The sequence below is a fragment of the Mesorhizobium sp. XAP4 genome (assembly GCF_029269325.1).
Lineage (GTDB): Bacteria > Pseudomonadota > Alphaproteobacteria > Rhizobiales > Rhizobiaceae > Mesorhizobium > Mesorhizobium ciceri.
Window position 1 is genome coordinate 927,486 of sequence record NZ_JARIXW010000002.1, and the last position, 24,812, is coordinate 952,297.

Below are 24,812 nucleotides of genomic sequence, written 5' to 3' on the forward strand. Positions count from 1 at the left end.
ATCCGACCGAGCTTCGCACGGCCACCTTCTCCCACAAGGGGAGAAGGACAGAAGGGGCAGCGCTAGCGTTATAAGGCTTGGAAATCAAGCCGCCTGGCAGGCGTCAAAACTCTTCTTCAGCCGCTCGGCGTCGAGTTCCCTGCCGATGAACACCAGCCGGCTCTCGTGCTTTTCGCCGTCTTTCCAGGCGCGCTGGTGGTCGCCTTCGATGATCATGTGCACGCCCTGGATGACATAGCGCTCGTCGTCGCCCTTGAGCGCGATGATGCCTTTCAGCCGCAGGATGTTGGGGCCTTCCATCTGGGTGATCTTCTCGATCCAGGGGAAGAATTTCTTCGGATCCATCTCGCCGCCGCGCAGCGACACCGATTGCACCGTCACGTCATGAATGTCGGAAGCATGCGCATGATGGTGGTGGTCGTGCCCGTCATGATCATGGTGGTGGTGATCGTGGCCGTCGTGGTCATGATGATCGTGATCGTCATGCGCCTCGAGGAAGTGCGGATCGTTTTCCAGTGCCCGGGACAGATCGAAAGCGCCGCGGTCGAGTACTTCGGTCAGGTCGACGCCGGCGCGGGTGGTACGATGGATCTTTGCCGCCGGATTGATGGCGCGGATCGTTGCCTCGACCTTGGCGAGTTCTTCTGACGTGACGAGGTCGGTCTTGTTGAGCACGACGACGTCGGCGAAGGCGATCTGGTCCTCGGCTTCCCTGGAATCCTTGAGCCGCAACGGCAGGTGCTTGGCGTCGACCAGCGCCACCACCGCGTCAAGCTTGGTCTTGGAGCGCACATCGTCGTCCATGAAGAAGGTCTGCGCCACCGGCACCGGATCGGCGAGCCCGGTGGTCTCGACGACGATGGCGTCGAAGCGGCCGGGGCGGCGCATCAGGCCCTCGACGACACGGATCAGGTCGCCGCGCACCGTGCAGCAGACACAACCATTGTTCATCTCGTAGATTTCCTCGTCGGATTCCACGATCAGATCGTTGTCGATGCCGATTTCACCGAACTCGTTGACGATGACGGCGTAGCGCTTGCCGTGGTTTTCCGACAGGATGCGGTTGAGCAGCGTCGTCTTGCCGGCGCCGAGATAGCCGGTGAGAACGGTTACGGGGATTTGCGTCTGTGCGTCGCTCATGGCTTGCCTCGAAAGTGCTGGGCCGCGAAAGATCCGGCCCTCAAAAGGGATTGTCGGTTCCATATAGGATGTGTGCCGGGCTTTTGCACGGGGCAAACCGATGGGCCAAACCGGCTTGCTACAATACCGGATTTTGACTGGCGAAAGCCGCTGTGATTGCCTAGCTCGGGATGCGGAAGGTCAATTTGAGAGGCATGATATGTCCGGCAAGCCATCCTCCTTCTCATTGAGCCGGCGCCAGGCGCTCGGGTTGATCGCGGTCACCGCCGGAGGTGGTGCCTTCCTGCCGGCCTCGGCAATGGCCGCTCAATCTTCGGCTGCCCAGGCTTCACCCTATGCCGGACTGGCCTTGTTCGAAAACGGCGCCGGTGTCTGCACCATTACGCCTGAAGTGACCGAGGGACCGTTCTATTTCGACCCGAAACTCGAACGTGCCGATGTCACCGAAGGCAAGAAAGGTATTGCCCTTGACGTCCGGCTGCAGGTTGTCGACGTGGACTGCCGCCCACTTGCCGGCGCCCGCGTCGATATCTGGCATTGCGACGCGCAGGGCGCCTATTCCGGCTATCCCGGACAGGGTGACGGCCGCGACGTCGACACGTCGGGCCAGACCTTCCTGCGTGGTTGGCAGAAAACCGATGCAAGCGGCATCGTCTCCTTCGCCACGATCTATCCCGGCTGGTATCGCGGCCGCACCACCCATATCCATTTCAAGGTCTTCCCTGACGACAGGTCGGTGATGACCGGCCAGTTGTTTTTCCCCGACAGCCTCAGCGAGCAGATCTTCACCTCTGTCGCGCCCTACAATGACCGGCCCGGCAAGCGCGACACTTCAAATGCCGATGACGGCATCGCCAGGCGGGCCGGATCGCAATCGCAGGCTGCGCTGCGCGAGTTGGAGGATGCCTATCAGGCGCTGATGATCGTGGCGGTGAAGTCCGGCTGAGCGGCGGTCACTCCACCACCACCACCCTGCTCGCGACGAAAACTCCGGCTGGGAATTCGTTTGTCATCTAACTGAAATAAACATCTGGCATTAGCCACGGCGGACACCACAATGCTTGCCGGCAAAGCTGTTTGAAGCACCGGAATCTTTTTGATCGTCGATTGCCAACCGGCCGGCTGCCTCTATGCTGCCCGCACCGGTACGGCCGAAGAGGGAAGACCATGGCCAAGGCGGACAAGACTGCGACAATGAGCCGGCTGCATTCCGCGGCAAGGCTGGCAAGGACGGCGCTGGCTGCCCGGCTTCTGGCGCACGGCTTCTATGCCGGCCAGGACCAGATCATGCTGGCGCTCGACCGTGAGGACGGCCAGACGCCGGGCAATCTTGCCGGACGTCTCGGCGTGCGCCCGCCGACGATCACCAAGACCATCAACCGGCTGCAGGCCCAGGGTTTCCTGGAGAAGCGCGCTTCTGAAGCCGATGCCCGCCAGGCCCACATCTTCCTCACCGATACAGGCCGCGACATCATCCACGCCATCGAGAAATCGGTGAAGAAGACCGAAAAGCAGGCGCTGAAGGGCCTCGACAAGAAGGACCAGAAGTCGCTGTTCAAACTGCTTGCCCGCATCGAGGCCAACCTCTCGAACGAGGAACTGGTGCTCATCGACGACGACGCCGAGTCGGACGACTGACCGGCGGATTGTCGCGGCAGGCGATCAAGCCGCCGCGGCAGAGCCCTGGATCAGCGATGACCAGCGTCCCGGTGTCATGCCGAACGCCTTCTTGAACTGCCTGATGAAATGGCTCTGGTCGCTGAAGCCGGCTTCGACCGCGATCTGCGCCAACGGTTCGCCGGCGGCGATCATCCGCCGCGCACGCTGAAGCCGGCGCATCACCAGGAAGCGATGCGGACTGGTCGAGAACGCCGCGCGGAAATGCCGTGACAAGGCATAGCGGTCGAGCCCGGTTATCGCTTCCAGTTCGCCGGAGCGCACCGGCCGGGTCAGGTTTTCCGTGAGATAGCCGCGCGCCAGTGCAGCCGCCCGCCACGCCGTCCGTGTCATCGGCTTTGCCGGCTGGCCGCCGTGCCGGGTCAGGCTTTGCATCAGTTGGACCAGGAAGTCGTCGACGAACAGGTCGTCGAGTTCCTGCTCCAGCGGCCCCAGAGCCGAAAGCAGCGTTGCGCAAAAGGCCGCGTCCGTCACCACGCCATCCCTCACAAAAGGCAGCGAAGCGCCGCCGAGGCAGTCGAGCATCAGCGACGGCTCCAAATAGAGCATTCGGTAGCGCAAGCCGTCCTCGGTGCCGGCGCCGCCGTCATGCAGTTCGTCGGGGTGTAGCACGATGATCTGGCCTGGAAGGCTGTGACGCGCAGCACCAAGATAGCGAAACGTCTGCACACCGTGCAGCGTTACCCCGATCGCATAGGTGTCGTGGCGATGCAGGTCGAACGCGCTGCCATGGAAGCGTGCCTCGATCCGCTCCATGCCTGCGGGATCGGGACCGGAGATAATACGGTTTTCCGCCGCATCGATGCACAAACGTCCAAGACCCTCGAAGGCCTGGCTGTCTAGATCGTGCGACATCGTCTCCTTAAGCCTCGCATTGGGGCACAAACCGAATGGCCAATGTCTCATGTTCGATACGAAATTTGCAATCGTGCTCAGGGAGGATCTGCCGGTCTGGCAGAAACTCAACGTCACCGCCTTCCTGACCAGCGGCATTGTCGCCCAGTTTCGCGACATCATCGGCGAACCCTATCGCGACCGCGCCGGCAATCTCTATAACCCGCTGTCGATCCAGCCGGTCATCGTTTTGTCCGCCGACCAGGCCACGCTGGGCACGATCCACCGGCGCACATTGGAGCGCGGCGTGACCACCTCGCTCTATGTCGAGGAGATGTTTTCGACCGGCTTTGACGCGGCCAACCGGGCCGTCTTCGCCGAATTTGCGCCTGAAGATGCCAAGGTGGTCGGGATCGCGCTTCGCGCCGACAAGAAGCTGGTCGATAAGATCACCAAGGGCGCCCGTATGCACCCGTAGCTTTCAAAGGCATCGACTAAGCCTGCCGCCGACACTTGTTGTGCCAGCCGGCTTTGGCGTGGCGACAGCCGACAATTGGCTTGCCGGGAGCCGGCAATTCCCGCAAAGGTGGGTCCAGCCCAGTTCCCACCCGGCCTGCAAGTGAGTGCTCCCCAAAGACATGTAGAAAGCGCGACGCCCCCGGTGGCGATCCTGTGCATGCTTTCCACTTACGTCTGCTTCACCTTCCTCGACACATCAAGCAAATACCTCGTCCTCGCCGGCATTTCCGTGCTGGTCGTTGCCTGGGTGCGCTTTGCCGTGCATGTCATCCTGGTCGGCACCCTGTTGCGCGGCTGGCGCCAACCCATGCGGTTTCGCCCGGTCAACCTGCCTGCGCATATCCTGCGCGGGGCTTTCCTGTTCGGATCGACCATATTCAATGTCCTGGCGCTCAAATCCCTGCAACTGGCCGAGACAACCTCGATCTATTTCTTTGGGCCGATGGTGATCACGGCGCTGGCCGGTCCGCTGCTTGGCGAGTGGGCGGGCTGGCGGCGCTGGCTGGCCATCCTGGCGGCCTTTGCCGGCGTCCTCATCATCACCCGACCGGGCGTCGGCGTGTTCGGCATCGGACATCTCTTCGCGCTCGGCTCGATGCTGTCGAACTGCTTCTACGTCATCATGACGCGCCGCATGTCGGCGACCGAGACATCGGAGAGCCTCATCCTGTTTTCGGCGCTGGCGCCGGCGCTGCTGCTGTTGCCCCTGCTGCCGTTTTCGTTTTCCTTGCCGCATGACGGCTGGCACTGGTTCGTGCTGCTGATGCTCGGCGTGTTCGGCGGCGTCGGTCACTGGCTGCTCGTCCAGGCCTACCGGCTGGCGACGACCACGGCTTTGGCGCCCTATCCCTATTCGCAGATGGTGTGGATGATCATTTCCGGATGGATCGTCTTCAAGCAGTTTCCCGACCGCTGGACGCTGGTCGGCGCCGCCATCATCGTCGCCAGCGGCCTCTACATCGTCCATCGCGAGCATAGGCTTCGGCTGCGGAGCCGCGCGGCCTCGGACGTCGAGGCCGAGGCGTTGGCAAAAAAACTTTGATTTGCCCCCGATCGGTGGCATAACGCCGCCTTTAAACAGTTTAGGTCTGGAAAGTCAGGTCCGGGGAGCACACGTCGCTGGCACAAAAAATCAAGCTTTCGACGATCGCGGATGCGCTCGGCGTGTCCACGGCCACGGTCTCGCTGGCGCTGCGCGACAGCCCTCTTGTTGCCGGGACCACCCGTGACCGCATCAAGGAACATGCCCGCGCCATCGGCTATATCTACAACCGACGCGCCGCCAGCCTGCGCACCTCGCGTTCCGGCATTGTCGGCGTCGTCGTGCACGACATCATGAACCCGTTCTTCGCCGAGATCCTGCGCTCGATCGAAAGCGAGCTCGACCGCAGCCGGCAAACCTTCATCCTGTCCAACCACTATGATCAGCTCGAAAAGCAGCGCACTTTCATCGATACGCTTTTGCAACTCGGCGCCGACGGCGTCATCATGTCGCCGGCGATAGGCACGCCGGCTTCCGACATCGTGATGGCCGAGGAGAACGGCCTGCCGGCTGTGCTGATCGCGCGCACCGTCGAGGGTGCCGACGTGCCGGTCTTTCGCGGCGACGACTCTTATGGAACAGGCCTCGCCACCAACCACCTGATCTCGCTCGGCCACAAGCGCATCGCCATGATCGGCGGCACCGACCAGACCTCGACCGGCCGTGACCGCTACCAAGGCTATATCAACGCGATGGAGGCGGCCGGGCTGGAAGTCAGGCCATCCTGGCGCATCGCCGGGCCGCGCACCAAGCAGGCCGGCTTCGAGGCCGCCGGACAGTTCCTGGCGCTGAAGGACAGGCCGACGGCAGCCTGCTGCTGGAACGACCTCGTCGCCATCGGCCTGATGAACGGCATTGCCCGCGCCGGCCTGGTCCCGGGCGTCGACATCTCGGTCACCGGCTATGACGACCTCGAAGAGGCGGCGATCGCGACGCCGGCGCTGACCACAGTCTGGAACGGCCAGCGCGAGGTGGGCCGCCGCGCCGCCAGCGCGCTGCTCGACAAGCTCAACGGGCAGACGGTGCGACCCTCGCAGGAATTGATCAAGCCGGAACTGCATGTGCGTCAGTCGACCGGCAAGCCGGTGGAGCGTGCATGACCAAGGCCGAACAGTTGCAGACCGTCGCCATCCTGGTGCCGGGCGATTTCAACGACCACGCGGTCGACCGCATCAACCGCACGTTCAGGCGTGTCAGAATTGAACGCGCCGATCCGGCGCTCGTCACCGACGAGATGCGCAGTGATGTGCGCGGCGTCGCTTCGTTCGCCGGCATCAACGCGGCGATGATGGATGCATTGCCCAACCTCGAACTCATCGCTTCCTTCGGCGTCGGCTATGATTCGGTCGATGTCGGTCATGCGGCGGCGAAAAACATCATGGTCACCAACACGCCCGACGTGTTGACCGAGGAGGTCGCCGACACCACGATCGGGCTGTTGATCAACACCATCCGCGACCTGCCGCGCGCCGAGACCTGGCTGCGCGACGGCAGCTGGGTGCGCAAGGGCAACTATCCGCTGAGCCGGCTGACCTTGCGCGGGCGCAGTGTGGGTATTTTCGGCATGGGCCGCATCGGGCAGGCCATTGCCCGGCGTCTGGAGGCCTTTGGCTTGCCGGTCGCCTACCACAACCGGCGCCGTGTCGAAGGTCTTTCCTACCACTATCATGCGACCCTGAAAGGGCTTGCCGAAGCCGTGGATACGCTGATTTCGGTCGCGCCGGGCGGCGCCTCGACGGAGAAGGCGGTCAATGCCGAGATACTGTCGGCGCTTGGCGCCAACGGCGTCTTCGTCAACATCGGCCGTGGCAGCACGGTCGATGAGGCAGCGCTTGCGGCAGCCCTTGCCAACGGCACCATCGCCGCTGCCGGCCTCGATGTCTTTGCCGACGAACCGAACGTGCCCAAGGCGCTGCTCGACGCGCCCAACACCTCGCTGCTGCCGCATGTCGGCTCGGCCTCGGACCATACACGCCGCGCCATGGCGGATCTGTGCGTCGACAATCTGGTGTCCTGGTTCACCGAGCGCCGGCCGCTGACGCCGGTGCCCGAGACGGCGCATGTGAAGGCTAGAAACTGATCGGTGGCTGCCACATTTATTAACGTCAGCTTAACCCTTTGGAATCATTGTTCAACCTGTCCGTGTACGTGGATGAAGAATGATGAAAGCACTTTCCGCATTGATCGCTGCCGCAGCGCTGTTTGGTGGCATTCAGCTGTTTCATGGCGGCAGCCGGGAAAGCGTAGCCAACGAGGCCGCCCCGTCCAACAGCTACAGGCTGGTCGCCAATGGCGATGAGGCGGTCTGTGCAGTCAGCCGCGGAGCCGAAATTTCGGACGGTTTGTCGTTGCTCACCGTTGCTCCCAAATGCCGTCGGCTCTTGCCGGGCATAGAACAGGCGAAGTTCTGGCGCGAGCAAAACGATGGCACCGTTGCCTTCAGCGCCAATGGCACCGATCCAATCGTCACCTTCGCGGCTGCCGATGGCGACGGCTACGAATCCTATGCCCCGGCGCTGCCGCTGCTGTCGCTGGCGGCCACCCGTGATAAAAAATCCGGCGACTGATTATTCCGCTGCGGCCCGCGCGCCCGCCTTCGCTGCGGCGTGCAGCCGAACCGCATCGCCGAAGGCACGGAATATTTTCACCGAATTGCTGTCCGACTTGACCCAGTATTCCGGGTGCCATTGCACGCCGACGGCGAAGGCGCGGGCGTCCCGCACCGAAACCGCCTCGACCGTACCGTCGGTGGCGACGGCCTCGATCTGCAGCTTCGAGCCGAGCCGGTCGATCGCCTGGCGGTGCAACGAATTGACCTTGATGTCGCCGGCACCGAACACACCGGCCAGGCAACTGTCAGGTTTGATCGAAATGGTCTGGTGGATGGCGAAGCGTTCGTCCTGCTTCTCGCTCACCGGCGCGCGGTGATCGAGCGAGCCCTCGCGCTCCTGGATCTCGGTGCCGAGCGTGCCGCCCAACGCCACGTTCAGTTCCTGGATGCCGCGGCAGATGGCGAGCAGCGGCACGCCGCGTTCGATCGCCCGGCGGATCAGCGGCAGCGTCGTGGCGTCGCGCGCCGGATCATAGGGGCCATTGGCTTCACTGGCGTCGCCGCCATAGAGCGAGGGATGCACATTGGATTTCGAGCCGGTGACCATGACGCCGTCGACCGACGACAGGAGTTCGTCGAAATCGAGCCGGTCGCCGAACGATGGCACCAGCACCGGGAACACGCCGGCGCCGGCGATCGCCGCTTCCAGATATTGTTGTGGGGCGGCGTGCCAGGTGTAGTTGTCGAACTGACGGACGTCGGTCGATATGGCGACGAGCGGCTGATGCATTTTGGCTCTATGTTCCATCGGGGCAAGGGATACCTGCCTTCAAAATAGGCGATCCCACGTTATTTTTCCATGCCAAGTTTCGGCGTGTCGCATGGGCCACGAAACGGCCTGTTAGACTATAGTTGCAGTGCAGCCGGGCTTCGCCGTCAAATCGGGCCGGCCTGCTGGACTCGACTTCTTGCCTGTGTATTGTCTCGAACGAACCGACACGGAAACCGAGGATTTTCTGACGTCGGCCTGTTCATCCAAAAGGGAGGAACTTCATGGATCGTCGTTCATTCATTCGCAAGGCCGGTGTCACCGGCGTCGGTGCCGCGGCGGCGGCGGCCACGCTGGCGGCGCCTGCAATCGCCCAGTCCAATCCCAAGGTGACATGGCGGCTGGCGTCGTCCTTCCCGAAGTCGCTCGACACCATCTATGGCGGCGCCGAGGTGTTCTCGAAGATGCTGTCGGAAGCCACCGACGGCAATTTCCAGATCCAGGTTTTTGCTGCCGGTGAGCTGGTGCCTGGCCTGCAGGCCGCCGACGCCACCACGGCCGGCACGGTCGAGGCCTGCCATACGGTGGCATATTATTACTGGGGCAAGGACCCGACATGGGCGCTCGGTGCGGCGGTTCCCTTTTCGCTCAACGCACGCGGCATGAATGCCTGGCATTACCATGGCGGCGGCATCGACCTGTTCAACGAGTTTCTCGCCACGCAGGGTCTTTTCGGCCTGCCGGGCGGCAACACCGGCGTGCAGATGGGTGGCTGGTTCCGAAAGGAAATCAACACGGTGGCCGACCTTTCCGGCCTCAAGATGCGAATCGGCGGTTTTGCCGGCAAGGTGGTGCAGAAACTCGGCGTCGTGCCGCAGCAGATCGCCGGCGGCGACATCTATCCGGCGTTGGAAAAAGGCACCATCGACGCGGCCGAATGGGTGGGCCCCTATGACGACGAGAAGCTCGGCTTCTACAAGGTGGCGCCCTATTATTACTATCCCGGCTGGTGGGAGGGCGGCCCGACTGTCCACCTGATGTTCAACAAGGCGAAGTACGAAGAGCTTTCGCCGACGTACAAGTCGCTGCTGCACACTGCCGCGCAGGCGGCCGACGCCAACATGCTGCAGAAATACGATTATCTGAACCCTGCGGCGGTGAAGCGGCTGGTGGCCGGCGGCGCGAAACTGCGCCCGTTCAGCCAGGAGATCATGGCCGCCTGCTTCGAAAAGGCCAACGAGGTCTATACCGAAATGGAAGCCTCCAACGCCCCGTTCAAGAAGATCTGGGAATCGATCAAGGGCTTCCGCAAGGAGCATTATCTCTGGGCACAGGTGGCCGAATACAATTACGACACCTTCATGATGGTCCAGCAGCGCAACGGCAAGCTGTAGCCGGCCGGACTTCTGCTCAAAAGCTCTCTGGGCGGACCCGCTCAGGGAGCTTTTCTGTATATGCCGGGAGGCGAAGCCGGCGGTTCAGCCGCGGCGCGGCACCACCAGAACCTTGACCTCGCCGGGCGCCGGCGGATTGGCGATCACCGCTGGCGCTTCTTCAAGCGACACCTGCCTGGAGATCAGCCTGTCGATCTCGACCGCACCGGAAGCGATGAGTTCGGCGGCGCGGCGATGGGTGTAGGGATTGAGGAAGGAACCGAGCACCTTCAGTTCCCGGAACAACAGGTCGAACGGCTCGAATTCCGCTTTCATGCCTTGCGGCGTCACGCCGACAATGACGACCGTGCCGCCGGCTCGGGCCAGCCGCATGGACTGCTCGACGGTCTCTCGCACGCCGGCGCATTCGAAGACGACGTCGACGCCACCTGGCGCCAGACCGGCCGGTCCGGCGATCGCATCGATGACATCGGTGGCTGTCGGATCGATCGTCGCTGTCGCGCCGAGGTCCTCGGCGAGGGCGCGCCGCGAAGCCTGCCTGGTCGACAGGATGATGGTCGTGGCTCCCGCCAGTCTTGCCAGCTGCACGGTGAGCAGGCCGATCACGCCGCCGCCAAGCACGACCACCGACCTGCCCGGTTTGATACCGGCCAGGTCGACGCCGTGCAGGCAACAGCCGAGCGGCTCGCAGAAGGCACCGTGCAGGGGGTTCAGGCCTACAGGCAGGACGAAAGCCTGCTTCTGCGGCAAGGCAAGATATTCGGCAAAGCCGCCGTCGCGATGAATGCCGATCGCGCACAGATTGCTGCAGAGATTGACTTGTCCCGCGTGACAGTGTGCGCAGCGCCCGCAGGCTATGTTGGGGTCGCCGGTAACACGATCGCCGATGGCAAAACCCGAGACCGATTTTCCGATCGCCTCGACGATGCCGGAAAACTCATGGCCGGGCGTCACCGGTGGCGTGCAAGGAAATTCACCGTGAAACAGATGCCGGTCCGTGCCGCAGACGCCGCAGGCTTCGATGCGCACCAGTAGCTCATCCGCACCGATGTCGGGCATGTCGACGTCGCGCAGCGTGATGTCGCCCACTGCTTCCAGCCGCACCGCTTTCATGGTCTTGACCATGCCGGTTCAGTTGAAGCTTGGCGGTTGCGACAAGTCGGGCTGCGGCGCTGCCGGCTTTGCCGGTGTCGGATCGCCGAAACTGGGCGGTTGCGAAAGGTCAGGAGCGGCCGGCGCCGTGGCGCCACCAGCGGGCGCCGCTCCAACCGCCGGCGGCGTGCCCAGCGGCGATAGGCCGGGCACCTCCGGTACCTTGTAGTCGATGGTGCCCGGATCGACGGTCGTTCCCTTGTAGTGCATCACCATTTGCGGGAAGGCGATGGTCAGCCCGATCATGATCACCTGGATGCAGACAAAGGGCACCGCGCCCCAATAGATCTGGCCGGTGGTCACCGGCGCGATTTGTTTGCCGGTGAGACGATCGAGATAGGGCACGCGCGCGGCCACCGAACGCAGATAGAACAGCGCGAAGCCGAAGGGCGGGTGCATGAAGCTGGTCTGCATGTTGACGCCCAGGAGCACGCCGAACCAGATCAGGTCGATGCCGAGCTTGTCGGCGGCGGGCGCCAGCAGCGGTACGATGATGAACGCCAGTTCGAAGAAGTCGAGGAAGAAGGCGAGGAAGAAGACGAGCATGTTGACGCCGATCAGGAAGCCGACCTCGCCGCCCGGCAGCGACGTCAAAAGGTGCTCGACCCAGATGTGGCCGTTGACGCCGTAGAAGGTCAGCGAGAACACCCGTGCGCCGATCAGGATGAACAGCACGAAGGACGACAGCCTTGTCGTCGAGGCCAGTGCCTGCTTGACGACGTCAAGCGACAAGCGCCCCTTGGCCGCCGCCATGAACAAGGCGCCGACCGAGCCCATGGCGCCGCCTTCGGTCGGCGTGGCGATGCCCAGGAAGATGGTGCCCAGCACCAGGAAGATCAGCGCCAGTGGCGGGATCAGCACGATGATCACCTGCTGCGCGAGCCTGGACATCATGTTGAAGTTCAGGCGCTTGTCGGCAATGGCGACGATGTAGATGAACAGCACCCCGGCAGTCGCGCCAAGAATGTCGGCATTGTCGCCATGCGCCGGCGCCAGATAACGATACGCCGCGTAGGAAACCGCCGATGTGACCAGCAAAGCCACCAGCAGCGACATCACGCCATGGCCAAGTGTACGGGCCTCGAGCGGCAGCGCCGGCATCGAGTTCGGCCGGATGATCGACATGATCAGGATATAGGACATATAGAGGCCGGTGAGCACGAGGCCCGGGATCAACGCGCCCGCGTACATATCGCCGACCGAGCGGCCGAGCTGGTCGGCAAGCACGATCAGCACCAGCGACGGCGGGATGATCTGGGCAAGCGTGCCGGAGGCGGCAATGACACCGGATGCGAGCCGGCGGTCATAGCCATAGCGCAGCATGATCGGCAGCGAGATCAGGCCCATGGCGATGACGGAAGCCGCCACCACGCCGGTGGTCGCCGCCAAAAGCGCGCCGACGAAGATCACCGCATAGGCGAGGCCGCCGCGGATTGGCCCGAACAGTTGGCCGATCGTGTCGAGCAGGTCTTCGGCCATGCCCGATCGCTCGAGCACGATGCCCATGAAGGTGAAGAACGGGATGGCCAGCAGCGTGTCGTTCGACATCACCCGGCTGCCGTAGAAATTATCCGGCAATGCGTGCAGGAGCGGCCAGGCGAGGTTGATCGATCCTCCGGAATAGGGAGACAGCAGCACACCGATGAAGAAGAACATCAAGCCGTTGGCGGCCAAGGAAAAAGCGACGGGGTAGCCGATCAGCAGGAAGATGATCAGCGAAGCGAACATGATCGGCGCCATGTTCTGCGCGATGAACTCCATCACGAACGCACCTCGTCGGCCAGCGCCTTGGCTTCGAGTTCGGCCTGCTCATGCACCGATATGAAGGGATTGGGGTCGTCCATGTCTCCGCGCATGATGGCGATCTTCTTGATGATCTCGGAGATGCCCTGCAGCGCCAGCAGGAAAAACCCGACGAGCAGGATGGCCTTGGCGGGCCAGATGATCAGGCCGCCGGAATTGTTGGACATCTCGCCGCTGCGAAACGACAGCGACACATAAGGAACGAAATAGATCACCATCAGCGTCACGAACGGCATCAGAAAAAAGACATGCCCGAAAAGGTCGATCCAGTGCTGCACGCGGCGTGGAAACAGGCCGTAGACGACGTCGATGCGGATATGTTCGTTCTGCTTCAGCGTATAGGCGGCGGCCAGCATGAAGGCGGCGCCGAACAGATACCATTGCAGCTCGAGCCAAGCGTTCGAGGATATGTCGAACACCTTGCGGATAATGGCGTTGGCGGCGCTCACCAGGATCGCCAGCAGGATCAGCCACGATATCCATTTGCCGATGAACTCGTTGGCGCGATCAATAGTCCTGGATAGAGCGAGAAGCCCTGCCATGCATTCCTCCCTTGTACCGGAGGCGTGCCGGCTTCCCCCTTTTTGTCCGTCACGCCACGTGGTCCAACGGTATGCCGCGCGTGGACTGACGGGTCAACAAGGATAGAGGCAGCGAATATCATCGCATCGCAGACAGTGCCCAATACCGGCGATCTGCCCTCGCGTCATGCAACCAAAGTCTGACGTTTTCAGGCGATTTTGCCGGTGTCGCGGCCGGCGCCGATCAGGATCAGCGTCGTGACCAGGAACAGGTACATCCACGCGTCGCGCCACTCGACCGGGAAATAGCCGGCCCACAGTGATTCGGCCATGCCGAAGACGGCCGCGCCGAGCGCCGCGCGCGGTGGCGAGAGATAGCCGCCGACCGCCGTCACGAACAGGATCTTCAGTCCGTAGACGAGGCCCGACCCGAAGCTGACATTGCCGTAATAGAGCCCGGCCATGACACCGGCCAGCGCGGCGCAGAAGCCGCCGAACAGCACCGCGTGCCGGAACACCGTGCGTACGTCGACGCCGCACATCGCGGCAGCCTTGGGGTCGTCGGAGACGGCGCGCCAGCACCGTCCGAAGCTCGACCGGGCAAAAGCCCAGCTTGCCAGCGCGATTGCCGCCACCACCACGGCGCAGTCGATAAGCTGGATGAGCGTCAGCGTTGCCTTGAAGGTCGCGCCCTGCGCGAAAACGATGGGCTGCGCCAGCATCGGCGGCAGCCACAGATCATGCGTGTCGGCGGCGATGCGGCTCGCTTCGGACAGCAGCAGCAGGATGCCGAGCGTCGTCACCACGATTGCATTGGGCGTGCGGTCGGCCAACGGTTCGAAGACACTGCGCGACAGCACGTGGCTGATCAGCGCGGCATAGAGGAACGCAGCGACGACGCCGAGCGCCACCGCCGCCAGCAGCGTCAGCCACAGCACCTGATAGCCGAAGGCCGCGGTCAGGATCATGGTCTGGCCGCAAAAGGCGAACAACGCGCCATAGGCGAGATTGGTGCGGTGCAGGATGCCGTTGGTCAGCACATAGCCAAAGGCGAGCAACGCATACAGCGCGCCCGAATGCAGCCCGTTCAGCACCTGCTGGAAGAAATAGAGCATGCAAAACCTCGAAGCATGCCGCCCAAAAGTGCGAAGCGGTCCTGGCCAACAGCATGCTCAAAAGGCTGCGGAGACCACCGCATCCCGGAGTGAGGTTGCATCGCGGAATCTAACTTGTCAAATACGATTTATCGGTTAGATTTTCGCCATGACGGTATCATGGACCCCGCACCGCTTCACCGGCGGCCTGCTCGCGCTCGACACGGCGAACACCGTCGTGCTGCGCGGCGATCCGGAGCGGACGTTCGACCGCTTCGAAGATCCGGCCGAGATTGCCCGCTTCGCCGACGCGGCGAGCCGCTTTCGCGCCGCCGAGCTTGGCGAAAGGCCGCTGGCGGTATCCTCAGCGGTGGCGATCGCACCCGTCGTGCTGTCGATCCGCGAGGCGACGGACCGGCTGTTTCGTGGAGCGGTGTCGAAGGGCGCGGTCGCCACCGCTGATCTGCCCGGATTCCTGAGCGCCTGCGCCGAGGGTCTGGCCGGCAGCCGGACCGAGATCGGTGTGCCGGGAAGGCCGTTCGGTGATCCCCTGACGCCGATCGCCTTCGAGGCGGCGCTGGCGGTTTCGGCGCTATCGCTTCTGCGCGACGATACCGTCGCAAGGCTCAGGATCTGTCCCAACTGCACCTGGCTGTTCGTCGACAGAAGCCGCAATTCCAGCCGCCTGTGGTGCGACATGGCAGTGTGCGGCAACCGTCAGAAGGCAAGCCGTCACTATCGCCGCCGTCGCATGGCGGAAAATGAGGTCAAGAATGCGTAGCGGCCTTTCCCGTTCGATCCTTGTTGGCGCGGCGCTCATCGTGGCCGTTGCGCTCGGCGCCTGCCGCGACACCGGCGACGCCGAAGGCAAGCTGTTCGAGGTTTCCGGCAAGATATTCGTTTTCAACTACCGCCTCGCCAGGGCGACTTATGTGGTGACCCTGCGGCCGCTGAAGCCGATGGGAGAGGGCCAGGTGGCGGTCGCCAGCTTCCAGGATCCCGCCGGCGGCGCACCTCTGGTGGTCGAGCAGAAGGTCTGGCCGAAGCTCGACAAGGTGACGCTGGAGAGCCCGGCACTGACCTGCGTCGTCAAGAACAAGCCCTATGCGATTGCCATCAGCATCAAGGGCGCCGACGGCGCGGTCCTGCAGAAGATCGACACCACGCTGATGTCGACGGAAGACCAGTCGATCCTGCCCGACCGGCCGCTGGTCATCGACCAGCTCTACACCGCCAATCCCGATCTCGTCGGCCATCCCGACGGCAAGCTGCCGGGCGAGCCGAAGCCAGATTGCTCGAAAGGCGGCTGACGCGTCGCGGCCGCCCGTGCCGCAGCTGTAATGTTCATGCGCCGGGCAATGTCCGCGGATCGGTTTCATACCCGATTCAGGATGGCCGCGGACTGTTCGTTGCGCGTTGCCTGGCATCTGCGATTTTGTTTGACCTGCCTTGCAAGGGGAGAAAGGATGCGTCATCCGACCCCGACGTTGGCTGCCTGCCCCGCGTGGCCTCCGCAGAGGAAATGCCTGATGACGCTGCACGACGTCGCGCTCGACGACAAGTTCGATCTCGCAAAGGAGCGCATCTTCCTGTCCGGCGCGCAGGCGGTCATTCGCATGCTCTTGATGCAGCGCGAGCGCGACCGTCGCGCCGGCTTGAACACGGCCGGCTTCGTCTCCGGTTATCGCGGTTCGCCGCTCGGCGGCCTCGACATGCAGCTGTGGAAGGCGAAGAAACAGCTCGCCCAGGCTGACATCGTCTTCCAGCCGGGTCTCAACGAGGAGCTTGCCGCCACCGCCTGCTGGGGGGCGCAGCAGACGGAGCTGCTGGGCGAGGGCACTCATGACGGCGTCTTTTCGGTCTGGTACGGCAAGGGACCGGGCGTCGACCGCTCAGGCGATGTGTTCCGCCACGCCAACCTCGCCGGATCGTCGAAGCATGGCGGCGTGCTTGCGCTGATGGGCGACGACCATATGGCCGAATCCTCGACCAATGCGCACGCCACCGAATTCCTGTTCGTCGACACGATGGTGCCGATCCTCAACCCGGCCGGTGTCCAGGAGATCATCGACTACGGGCTCTACGGCTTCGCCATGTCGCGCTTTGCCGGCACGTGGGCGGCGATCAAATGCGTCAAGGACAACATCGAATCGACCGCCTCGGTCGATGCCGCGCTCGAGCGGCTGAACATCGTCGTGCCGGAGTTCGACATGCCGCCTGGCGGTCTCAACATCCGCCACGAGATCGACATGCTCGGCCAGGAAGAGCGGCTGCATGAACACAAGCGCGCCGCGGCCTCCGCCTTCATCCTTGCCAATGGGCTGAACCGCATCGTCTATTCGGGGGGCCGCAACCCGAAGATCGGCATCATCACGCTCGGCAAGAGCTATCTCGACGTTCGCCAGGCGCTGGAGGATATCGGCATCGACGAAGCGGCCGCCAACCGCATCGGGGTGAGGCTGTTCAAGGTCGGCTGCCCCTGGCCGCTCGACCTGCATCACATCGCCGGTTTCGCCCGCGGCCTCGACACCATCGTCGTCGTCGAGGAGAAGCGCTCGCTGATCGAGGTACAGTTGCGCGAAAGCCTTTATGGCACTGCCACCCAACCGGTCATTATCGGCAAGAAGGACGAGCGCGGCGACTGGCTGTTTCCGGCCAAAGGCGCGCTCGATCCCAACGAGATCGCCATCGCGCTTGGCGAGAGGATCGTCAGGACCATCGGCCCGTCCGAAGAGATTTCGGCGCGGGTGGCAAAACTGCGCCAGTTCCAGGCAATGCTCACCGAGGCCACCGACATCGGCTCGCGCACGCCGTTCTTCTGTTCCGGTTGCCCGCACAATTCGTCCACCAAGGTGCCGGACGGCTCGATCGCCGCGGCCGGCATCGGCTGCCACTTCATGGCGCTGTGGATGGACCGCAACACAGTCGGCTTCACGGCCATGGGCGGCGAGGGCGCGCAATGGGTCGGCCAGGCGCCGTTCTCCAAGCGCGAGCACATCTTCCAGAATCTTGGCGACGGCACCTACAACCATTCCGGTACGCTGGCGATCCGCTTCGCGCTGTCGAGCGATGCCAACATCACCTACAAGATCCTCTACAACGACGCGGTCGCCATGACCGGCGGCCAGCCGCACGAAGGCGGCCTGACCGTCGATATGATTGCCAGGCAGGTGCGGGCCGAGGGTGTCGACCGCATTGCCATCGTCACGGATGAGCCGGGCAAATATGCTGGCAAAGCCGAATTCCCGGCCGGCGCCACTATCCATCACCGCGACGACCTCGATCTCGTCCAGCGCGAGCTGCGCGACGTCAAGGGCGTTTCGGTCTTGCTCTACGACCAGACCTGCGCCGCCGAAAAACGCCGCCGCCGCAAGCGCGGCACATTCCCCGATCCCGACAAGCGCGTCTTCATCAACGAACTGGTCTGCGAAGGCTGCGGCGATTGCGGCGTACAGTCGAACTGCGTCTCGATCCAGCCGGTCGAGACCGAATTCGGCCGCAAGCGCAAGATCGACCAGTCGAGTTGCAACAAGGATTTCTCCTGCGTCAACGGCTTCTGCCCGTCCTTCGTCACTGTGCACGGCGCCAAGATCCGCAAGGCCGAGGGCCTGGCCGGCAAGGCCGATCCGCTGGAAGGCGTGCCCGTGCCGGCGCAATTCCCGCTTGGCGAGCAGGGCTGGGCGGCGATCATCGACGGCGTCGGCGGCACCGGCGTCGTCACCGTCGGTGCGGTGCTAGGCATGGCGGCGCATCTTGAGGACAAGGGCTGCGGCATGATCGACATGGCCGGCCTCGCCCAGAAGGGCGGCTCGGTGTTCACCCATGTCCGCATCGCTCGTACCCCGGACGACATCCATGCAATCCGCGTTTCGGCGGGGAAGGCCGATCTCGTGCTTGGCTGCGATCTCGTCGTGTCGGGCGCCAAGAAGGTGCTGACCGCGGTGCGCGAGGGCCACACCATCTTCGTCGCCAACACCGCCGAGATCATGCCCGGCGAATTCGCCCGCTCGGCCGATTTTTCGTTGCCGATAGAGCGGCTGAAAAAGGCGATCCGCGCGGCTGCGGGCGACGACAAGGCACATTTCTTCGATGCCACCCGCACTGCCTCGGCACTTTTCGGCAATTCACTCGGCGCCAACATGTTCATGCTTGGCTTTGCCTTCCAGCACAGCGGCCTGCCGCTGTCCGCCGAGGCGGTCGAGAAGGCGATCGAGCTCAATGGCGAAGCCGTGGCGATGAACATCGCCGCCTTCCGCTGGGGCCGTCGCGCTGCCCATCAGCCGGATTTCGTGCGCGGGCTGGTTGCCCAGCCGGGTCCGACCGCGGCTGGAAAGGCAGGCCAGGCCACGGATACCGCCGAGACGCTGGACGACATCATTGCCCGCCGCGTCGCCTTCCTGACCGCCTATCAGAACGCCGCCTATGGCAGGCGTTATGCCGGAAAACTGGCCGCGTTGCGCGCCGCCGAAGCGAAGGCCGTGCCTGGTTCGACCGCGGTGTCGCAGGCTGCCGCCAGGAACCTGTTCAAGCTGATGGCGATCAAGGACGAATACGAGGTGGCGCGTCTTTACACGGACGGCTCTTTCGCCGCCGAACTGGGCAAGCAGTTCCAGAGCTACGAAAGGCTCGAATTCCACCTCGCTCCGCCGATCATGGGCCGTCGCGGCAATGACGGAAGCCCGCGGAAATCGAGCTTCGGCCCGTGGATGATGAAGGGTTTTCGCGTGCTGGCGGCGATGAAGGGCCTGCGCGGCACTGCCTTCGACCTGTTCGGCTACACCGCCGAACGGCGCATGGAGCGGCAGCTGCTGGCGCGGTACGAGGCGGATCTGGAGCTCATCGCCGGATCGTTGGCCCCAGCCAGGGTCGATGCGGCGGTTGCGCTGGCCTCGGTGCCTGCCCTCATCCGCGGCTATGGCCACGTCCGTCAAGCCAGCGCGCAAAAGGCCGCCGGCGAGCGCCAAAGGCTGCTCGAACGCCTGTCGAGTACGCCGGCGCGGCCCGAACTTCAGGCCGCCGAATGATCGATACGCCTTGTTTACCTGAACGACAGTTTCCTTGCTTTCCGATGCGTCACCCGGCTTGACGGCAGGAGCGCGAGGGTCTCTCTAAATCTTTCTTAAGGCGGATGTGGCACTGCTTGGCTCCCCAGGGTTGGGATTCAGGCGTTGAATCTGCGAAAAAAGAACGAGATCCCGGTCGACGTCTATATTCCGTTCGTGGAAACCCTGTTTCGCGACGGGCTGACGCTTTCGATCGGCATTCTCGCGCAGACTTTCCTGATCGGCCTGGTCTGGTGGAAGAGCGGCGATCCGCGGTATTTGCTGGTCGCGATCTCGATGGTTCTCGTCGGTGTGTTCCGCATGAGAAACTTTCGAAAATACAACAGCATGCCGTCGCCGACGACCTGGGAAGAGGCGCACAAGCGTGAGAATGACTACATTCTCTATGGCTCCCTGCATGGCTTGACGCTTGGCGCTTTCTGCCTGCTCGGCATCTATTTCGCGCGCGATGGTTTCGCCGAAATCGCCTCCGTTTGCCTGACGCTCGCGACGGCGACCTCCATCGCCGGCCGCAACTACGGCTCGCCGCGCATGGTCACCATCCTGACCATTGCCTTGACCTGGCCGATCTCGCTTGGCTTCCTGCTGCGCGGCGACATCTACCATGTCCTCCTCGGGCTCCTGTCGGCGCCGTTCCTGTTCGCCATCCGGAAATTCGCCAACACCGTACGCGATGTGCTTTTTGCGGCCGTCTCGGAAGAGAAGAAGGCCAACCGCATTGCCCAGCGCTTCAACCGGGCGCTCAACACCATGTCGCACGGCCTTGTCATGCTCGGTCCGGACGGCCGCGTCGCGGTGGCCAATGCCGAGGCCGCGCATCTGATGTCGCTCAAGTCGCCCGACGCGCTGCTCGGACGGTCGATCCACGGTCTGTTGATGCGCGGTGTCGCCGGCGGCATGCTGGCGCCCAAGGATTGCCGCTACATCGAGGCGCAGCTGACGCGTGCGCTGCGTGAGGGTCGCGACCGCAAGGTGCTGGTTTCCCTCGCCAACGGCCAGCATTACGAGTTCTCGGCTCGCGAAGGCAGCCAGGAACTGGGCGTCATAACCTTCGAGGACGTCACCGCCCGTGTCGAGGCGGAAGACAAGATCCGCTTCATGGCACGCTACGACAATCTCACCGGCCTGCCCAACCGCGCCTATTTCCATGAATTGGTGGGCGAGGCCATGGCGTCCGGCGATCACGACCGTCTCTGCGGCCTTGCGGTGCTCGATCTCGACGATTTCAAGAGCGTCAACGACACGCTTGGCCATCCGATCGGCGACGGCTTGATCTATGCCGTTGCCGAGCGGCTTGGCGCCATTGCCAAGCAAGATATCACGGTCAGCCGTTTCGGTGGCGACGAGTTCATGATCTTCTTCGACCGCGTCGAGGATGAGAGCCATCTGACCAGCCAACTCGACGAGATTTTCGCCGGCCTGCAAGGGGAAGTCGACGTCGCCGGTCACGGGCTGCGCATTCAGGCCAGCGGCGGCGCGGTGCTGTCACGGGTCAAGGATACCGATGTCGACGCCATGATCGTGAAGGCGGACCTGGCGCTCTACAAGGCCAAGGAACTCGGCAAGAACAGCTGGCGATTGTTCGAAGCTTCGATGGATGCCGCCTTCCGCAACCGTCAGCTGATGAAGGCGGATCTGCGCACCGCGGTAGAGGGCAAGAGCCTGCGGGTGGTCTATCAGCCGATCGTGGCGATGAGCACCATGCGTATCGCCAGTTGCGAGGCGCTGTGCCGGTGGGATCATCCAGATCTCGGGCCAATCTCGCCCAGCATCTTCATTCCACTGGCCGAGGAAATGGGCATCATTTCCGAGATCAGCACCTTCGTGCTGCAGGCAGCCTGCGCCGAATGCGCCAAATGGCCCGACCAGACCAGCGTCTCGGTCAATCTCTCGGCCAAGGATTTCCGCAGCCGCGATGTCATCCAGAAGGTTCGCGATGCGTTGGCCGGCTCCGGCCTCGCCGCCAGTAGGCTCGAGATCGAGGTCACCGAAACGGCGCTGCTCGATGACAAGTCGCTGACGCGCCAGTATATTGAGGAGCTGAAGCAGCTTGGCGTGCGCATCGCGCTCGACGATTTCGGCACCGGCTATTCGAGCCTGAGCTACCTGCACAAGCTGCCGCTCGACAAGATCAAGATCGACCGCTCTTTCCTGATGGACGTCACCCAGAATCCCCGTTCGCTCGAGCTGCTCAAGGGTATCGTCAACCTGTCGCGGCCGCTGGGGCTTTCGGTGACCGTCGAAGGGGTCGAGACCTTCGAGCAGCTCAAGATCCTGGCGCTGCAGGTCAAGCCTGATCTTGTCCAGGGGTTCCTGTTCGGTTCGGCGCTCAGCGCTTCCGGCATCGAGACGATGTCGAACACGGTATGGCCCTTCGCCAAGGATATCAGGACCGCCAAAAAGGCGGTACGCCGCTGATTTGCGGCGCCTGGCGCATGGTGCCCAGGCACTGAGAGCCCATCCCTGTTTCCATCAGGATTGAACAGGCGCCCAGGCTTTAGGCATTCACTGCATTCGAGGTTTCTTTGCACATCGCGGGCCATGCCAGAATTTCAGCCGCTTCCCGTCATGTTCGAGACACGCTCTTTCCCCGTCGCGACGCAGAAAACGAAGAAAACCACCAATTTTAGTTTTATTTTAGCAATCGTTAACCTTAACGACTGGTAAACGGGCTGCTTCCTGTTTTCATCTTTTACATCCCAAGACCCTGTCGTAGTGTCGGATCGCGGCGGCAATGTACGGGGATTGAGTTGATGATTGTGCAGTTGAGTTCGCTTCGTCCGGTGACGGGCGAGGACGGCAAGGACGCCGCCGACACCATGTCCAGCTTCGCCCGCAACGTCTCGGCGATGCTTGAGCGGACAGAATACCGCCGCTGCGACAAGGGCGAAGATCTCGAGGACATCTACCGCCTGCGCTACAAGTCATATCGCTCGAACGATATGGTGCCCGACAACGAAAACCATACCATTAACGATGAGCTCGACGAGGCACCGAATGTGTACCGCTTCGGGGTCTATATCGACCAGGAACTCGTCAGCACGCTGCGTATCCATCACGTCACCTTGGCGACGCCGATGTCGCCTTCCACCAAGGCCTTTGGCGACATCGTCATGCCGATGCTTCGTGACGGACTGAGCTTCATCTGTCCCAGCCGGTTTGCGTCCGATCCCGAATGGTCGCGCGTCTACCCGCAGATTCCCTACCTGACGCTGCGGCTGGCCGGCATGGCGTGCTTCCATTTCAACGCGCCCTACTGCCTGTCGACCATTCGCGAGGATCACGCCGGCTTCTACAAGCGTATCTACTACTCGGAGAAGATCAGCGAGTCGCGCGCCTATCCGGGCGTTTTCAACAAGGTCGTGCTCTACCGCGCCGACGTCAACGCAATCCGCGAGCGGTCCTTCTCACGGTTCCCGTTCTTCCGCTCGACGCCAATGGAGCAGCGCATGCTGTTCGATACGCCGCATGTCGGGGAACTCGCGCCGCTGACCATCCTGCCGACGGCAAAATACTATCACGAAGCCGCCTGATACGGCAGGGATCCACACGATTTTGCAGGGCCGACAGGAGCCTTTTGGCGACTTCGGCGTTCTGGGTGAGGCCACGAGCAGCGCTCCGGGTCGATCTGAGGTTTTTGAGGGAACCCGCCATGACCATTTCCACACTTGCGCTAACCCCGCTCATCTCGCTGATCGCCGGCGTGCTGATCCTGGTCATGCCAAGGCTGTTGAACTACATCGTCGCGCTCTATCTGATCGTCGTCGGGTTGCTCGGGCTATTTCCGCATCTAGCCGGCTGAGGCGCCGGCTTAGGCCACGCAAGCGTCCGCCCTTCGGAGTTCCGCATCAAGCATCAGAATCCAGCGATCGGACTCCGTCGCGGCGTCGACTGCTGGCTTCAATCTTTCTTTGAGGCAGTTGTCGGTTGTTGTGCGGCAATAGCGCCATTGCTCTCGGCGCGGCTTTTCGCTATGTGCCTGAAAGATGTCTTCGAAGGGGTATTCCTATGGCTGATCACTCGCCGACTGGTCCTGTCGAACTGGGCGCGAAGATGGACTATGCCGAGCATGACCGCACCTATGCGGGCTTCCTCGCGCTGGCCAAGTACGGCTCGCTGTTTTGTGGCGCCCTGCTCCTGGCGATGGCCTTCGGCTTCTTCGCGGGCGGCTTCTTCTCGGCGACCATTCTGTTCGTGCTGATTCTGGCTGTCGGCGCCTTTATCCTCCGATAGATTTTTCCGACATCTTGTCCACGGCGCCGCCGCGAGGCCGGCCGGCGTCTTGCGGGAAATAGCTTCCGGCCGAAAGGATCATGCGGTGGGACAGACGGTTTTCATCCCTCGTGAGCTCGATGTCAACGAGCCGCGCGTCGCGGCTTCGCCCGATACGGTGAAACGGCTGGCGGCGTTGGGCTTCGACGTCGTCGTCGAGGCCGGTGCCGGTCTGAAATCGCGCATCATCGATGCCGACTATGCGAGCGCCGGCGCTGCTATCGGCAAGGCTTCCGATGTCGCCAAGGCCGATGTGGTGCTGAAGGTGCGCCGGCCTGGTGATGCTGAGCTGAAGAGCTACAAGCCCGGCGCGGCTGTGATCGCCATCATGGACCCCTACGGCAACGATGCCGCCGTGGCAGCTCTTGCCAAGGCCGGCGTCACCGCTTTCTCGATGGAATTCATGCCCCGGATCACCCGCGCGCAGTCGATGGACGTCTTGTCCTCGCAGGCCAATTTGGCCGGCTATCAGGCGGTGATCGACGGGGCTTCGGAATATGACCGCGCCTTGCCGATGATGATGACGGCGGCCGGCACGGTGCCGGCGGCGAAGGTCTTCATCATGGGCGTTGGCGTCGCCGGCCTGCAGGCGATCGCCACCGCGCGCCGGCTTGGTGCGGTTGTCACCGCCACCGACGTTCGCCCCGCCGCCAAGGAACAGGTCGCCTCGCTCGGCGCCAAGTTCCTCGCGGTCGAGGACGAGGAATTCAAGGCGGCCGAAACGGCCGGCGGCTACGCCAAGGAAATGTCGAAGGAATATCAGGCCAAGCAGGCGGCACTCACATCAGAGCACATCGCCAAGCAGGATATCGTCATCACCACGGCGCTCATTCCCGGCCGGCCGGCGCCCAAGCTGGTTTCGGCGGCCATGGTCGCTTCGATGAAGCCGGGCTCGGTGCTGGTCGACCTCGCCGTCGAGCGCGGCGGCAATGTCGAAGGCGCCGTGGCGGGTCAGGTCGTCACCACCGCCAACAACGTCAA

General features: G+C 63.1%; 23 protein-coding genes. 16 read left to right on the plus strand and 7 right to left on the minus strand.

Features of this window, described 5'->3' with window-relative positions; all coding sequences use genetic code 11:
• Nucleotides 1-84: 84 nt before the first annotated feature.
• Nucleotides 85-1,140 (minus strand): GTP-binding protein, encoded by a 1,056-nt coding sequence (locus P3C39_RS13440; protein WP_275953176.1) that lies wholly within the window; start codon nucleotides 1,138-1,140, stop codon nucleotides 85-87.
• Between the two features lie 199 nt (nucleotides 1,141-1,339).
• On the opposite strand from P3C39_RS13440, the gene P3C39_RS13445 reads away from it, so the two are divergent.
• Both P3C39_RS13445 and P3C39_RS13450 read left to right on the plus strand, forming a co-directional pair.
• Entirely contained in the window at nucleotides 1,340-2,086 is a 747-nt protein-coding gene (locus tag P3C39_RS13445) for an intradiol ring-cleavage dioxygenase (protein ID WP_063169833.1), read from the plus strand.
• Nucleotides 2,087-2,307: 221 nt separating this feature from the next.
• Complete coding sequence (locus P3C39_RS13450; RefSeq protein WP_013528223.1) at nucleotides 2,308-2,778, plus strand: MarR family winged helix-turn-helix transcriptional regulator; 471 nt, start codon at nucleotides 2,308-2,310, stop codon at nucleotides 2,776-2,778.
• 24 nt (nucleotides 2,779-2,802) lie between these two features.
• Here the strand turns inward: P3C39_RS13450 and P3C39_RS13455 are convergent, their stop codons facing one another.
• Nucleotides 2,803-3,672: an AraC family transcriptional regulator gene (locus P3C39_RS13455; RefSeq protein ID WP_275953175.1), complete on the minus strand. Its 870-nt coding sequence runs from the start codon at nucleotides 3,670-3,672 to the stop codon at nucleotides 2,803-2,805.
• A 49-nt stretch (nucleotides 3,673-3,721) separates the two neighbouring features.
• Between P3C39_RS13455 and P3C39_RS13460 the strand changes: the two genes are divergently transcribed.
• From P3C39_RS13460 to P3C39_RS13480, 5 genes are all read left to right on the plus strand, one after another.
• Nucleotides 3,722-4,129, plus strand: a complete 408-nt coding sequence (locus P3C39_RS13460; RefSeq protein WP_024501919.1) for a DUF2000 family protein — start codon at nucleotides 3,722-3,724, stop codon at nucleotides 4,127-4,129.
• 198 nt (nucleotides 4,130-4,327) lie between these two features.
• Nucleotides 4,328-5,212, plus strand: a complete 885-nt coding sequence (locus P3C39_RS13465; protein WP_063173523.1) for a DMT family transporter — start codon at nucleotides 4,328-4,330, stop codon at nucleotides 5,210-5,212.
• A 77-nt stretch (nucleotides 5,213-5,289) separates the two neighbouring features.
• Nucleotides 5,290-6,312 (plus strand): LacI family DNA-binding transcriptional regulator, encoded by a 1,023-nt coding sequence (locus P3C39_RS13470; protein ID WP_081714208.1) that lies wholly within the window; start codon nucleotides 5,290-5,292, stop codon nucleotides 6,310-6,312.
• Nucleotides 6,309-7,292, plus strand: a complete 984-nt coding sequence (locus P3C39_RS13475) for a 2-hydroxyacid dehydrogenase (protein WP_127369338.1) — start codon at nucleotides 6,309-6,311, stop codon at nucleotides 7,290-7,292. The genes P3C39_RS13470 and P3C39_RS13475 overlap by 4 nt, the downstream gene beginning before the upstream one ends.
• An 82-nt stretch (nucleotides 7,293-7,374) precedes the next feature.
• Complete coding sequence (locus P3C39_RS13480) at nucleotides 7,375-7,779, plus strand: hypothetical protein (protein WP_024501916.1); 405 nt, start codon at nucleotides 7,375-7,377, stop codon at nucleotides 7,777-7,779.
• Here the strand turns inward: P3C39_RS13480 and P3C39_RS13485 are convergent, their stop codons facing one another.
• A complete protein-coding gene (locus P3C39_RS13485; RefSeq protein ID WP_275953174.1) occupies nucleotides 7,780-8,553 on the minus strand; it encodes a gamma-glutamyl-gamma-aminobutyrate hydrolase family protein in 774 nt (257 codons plus the stop codon).
• Nucleotides 8,554-8,816: 263 nt separating this feature from the next.
• Between P3C39_RS13485 and P3C39_RS13490 the strand changes: the two genes are divergently transcribed.
• Complete coding sequence (locus P3C39_RS13490) at nucleotides 8,817-9,926, plus strand: TRAP transporter substrate-binding protein (protein WP_013528215.1); 1,110 nt, start codon at nucleotides 8,817-8,819, stop codon at nucleotides 9,924-9,926.
• An 84-nt stretch (nucleotides 9,927-10,010) separates the two neighbouring features.
• Here the strand turns inward: P3C39_RS13490 and P3C39_RS13495 are convergent, their stop codons facing one another.
• From P3C39_RS13495 to P3C39_RS13510, 4 genes are all read right to left on the minus strand, one after another.
• Nucleotides 10,011-11,039, minus strand: coding sequence for a zinc-dependent alcohol dehydrogenase family protein (locus P3C39_RS13495; protein WP_275953519.1), 1,029 nt, complete (start codon nucleotides 11,037-11,039; stop codon nucleotides 10,011-10,013).
• 18 nt (nucleotides 11,040-11,057) lie between these two features.
• Nucleotides 11,058-12,839, minus strand: coding sequence for a TRAP transporter large permease subunit (locus P3C39_RS13500; protein WP_275953518.1), 1,782 nt, complete (start codon nucleotides 12,837-12,839; stop codon nucleotides 11,058-11,060).
• Complete coding sequence (locus tag P3C39_RS13505) at nucleotides 12,839-13,423, minus strand: TRAP transporter small permease subunit (RefSeq protein ID WP_013528212.1); 585 nt, start codon at nucleotides 13,421-13,423, stop codon at nucleotides 12,839-12,841. Before P3C39_RS13505 ends, P3C39_RS13500 begins: the two co-directional genes overlap by 1 nt.
• 188 nt (nucleotides 13,424-13,611) lie before the next feature.
• Entirely contained in the window at nucleotides 13,612-14,517 is a 906-nt protein-coding gene (locus tag P3C39_RS13510) for a branched-chain amino acid ABC transporter permease (RefSeq protein ID WP_275953173.1), read from the minus strand.
• Nucleotides 14,518-14,665: 148 nt separating this feature from the next.
• Between P3C39_RS13510 and P3C39_RS13515 the strand changes: the two genes are divergently transcribed.
• From P3C39_RS13515 to P3C39_RS13550, 8 genes are all read left to right on the plus strand, one after another.
• Nucleotides 14,666-15,277: a CGNR zinc finger domain-containing protein gene (locus tag P3C39_RS13515; protein ID WP_063169838.1), complete on the plus strand. Its 612-nt coding sequence runs from the start codon at nucleotides 14,666-14,668 to the stop codon at nucleotides 15,275-15,277.
• Entirely contained in the window at nucleotides 15,270-15,806 is a 537-nt protein-coding gene (locus P3C39_RS13520; protein WP_084652797.1) for a hypothetical protein, read from the plus strand. Before P3C39_RS13515 ends, P3C39_RS13520 begins: the two co-directional genes overlap by 8 nt.
• 219 nt (nucleotides 15,807-16,025) lie before the next feature.
• Nucleotides 16,026-19,520 carry an indolepyruvate ferredoxin oxidoreductase family protein gene (locus tag P3C39_RS13525; protein ID WP_275953172.1) on the plus strand — a complete coding sequence of 1,165 codons (3,495 nt, stop codon included), beginning with the start codon at nucleotides 16,026-16,028 and terminating at the stop codon, nucleotides 19,518-19,520.
• A 144-nt stretch (nucleotides 19,521-19,664) separates the two neighbouring features.
• The gene (locus P3C39_RS13530; protein WP_275953171.1) at nucleotides 19,665-21,977 is read left to right on the plus strand and encodes an EAL domain-containing protein; all 2,313 of its coding nucleotides are present in this window, start codon (nucleotides 19,665-19,667) and stop codon (nucleotides 21,975-21,977) included.
• 335 nt (nucleotides 21,978-22,312) lie between these two features.
• Nucleotides 22,313-23,092, plus strand: coding sequence for a hypothetical protein (locus tag P3C39_RS13535; RefSeq protein WP_275953170.1), 780 nt, complete (start codon nucleotides 22,313-22,315; stop codon nucleotides 23,090-23,092).
• 119 nt (nucleotides 23,093-23,211) lie between these two features.
• The gene (locus tag P3C39_RS13540) at nucleotides 23,212-23,361 is read left to right on the plus strand and encodes a DUF3096 domain-containing protein (RefSeq protein ID WP_013528205.1); all 150 of its coding nucleotides are present in this window, start codon (nucleotides 23,212-23,214) and stop codon (nucleotides 23,359-23,361) included.
• Between the two features lie 206 nt (nucleotides 23,362-23,567).
• On the plus strand, nucleotides 23,568-23,792 hold the full coding sequence (locus P3C39_RS13545) for an aa3-type cytochrome c oxidase subunit IV (protein ID WP_013528204.1): 225 nt from the start codon (nucleotides 23,568-23,570) through the stop codon (nucleotides 23,790-23,792).
• 85 nt (nucleotides 23,793-23,877) lie between these two features.
• Nucleotides 23,878-24,812 (plus strand): NAD(P) transhydrogenase subunit alpha (locus tag P3C39_RS13550; protein ID WP_275953169.1); only part of this gene is annotated, 935 nt, incomplete at its 3' end.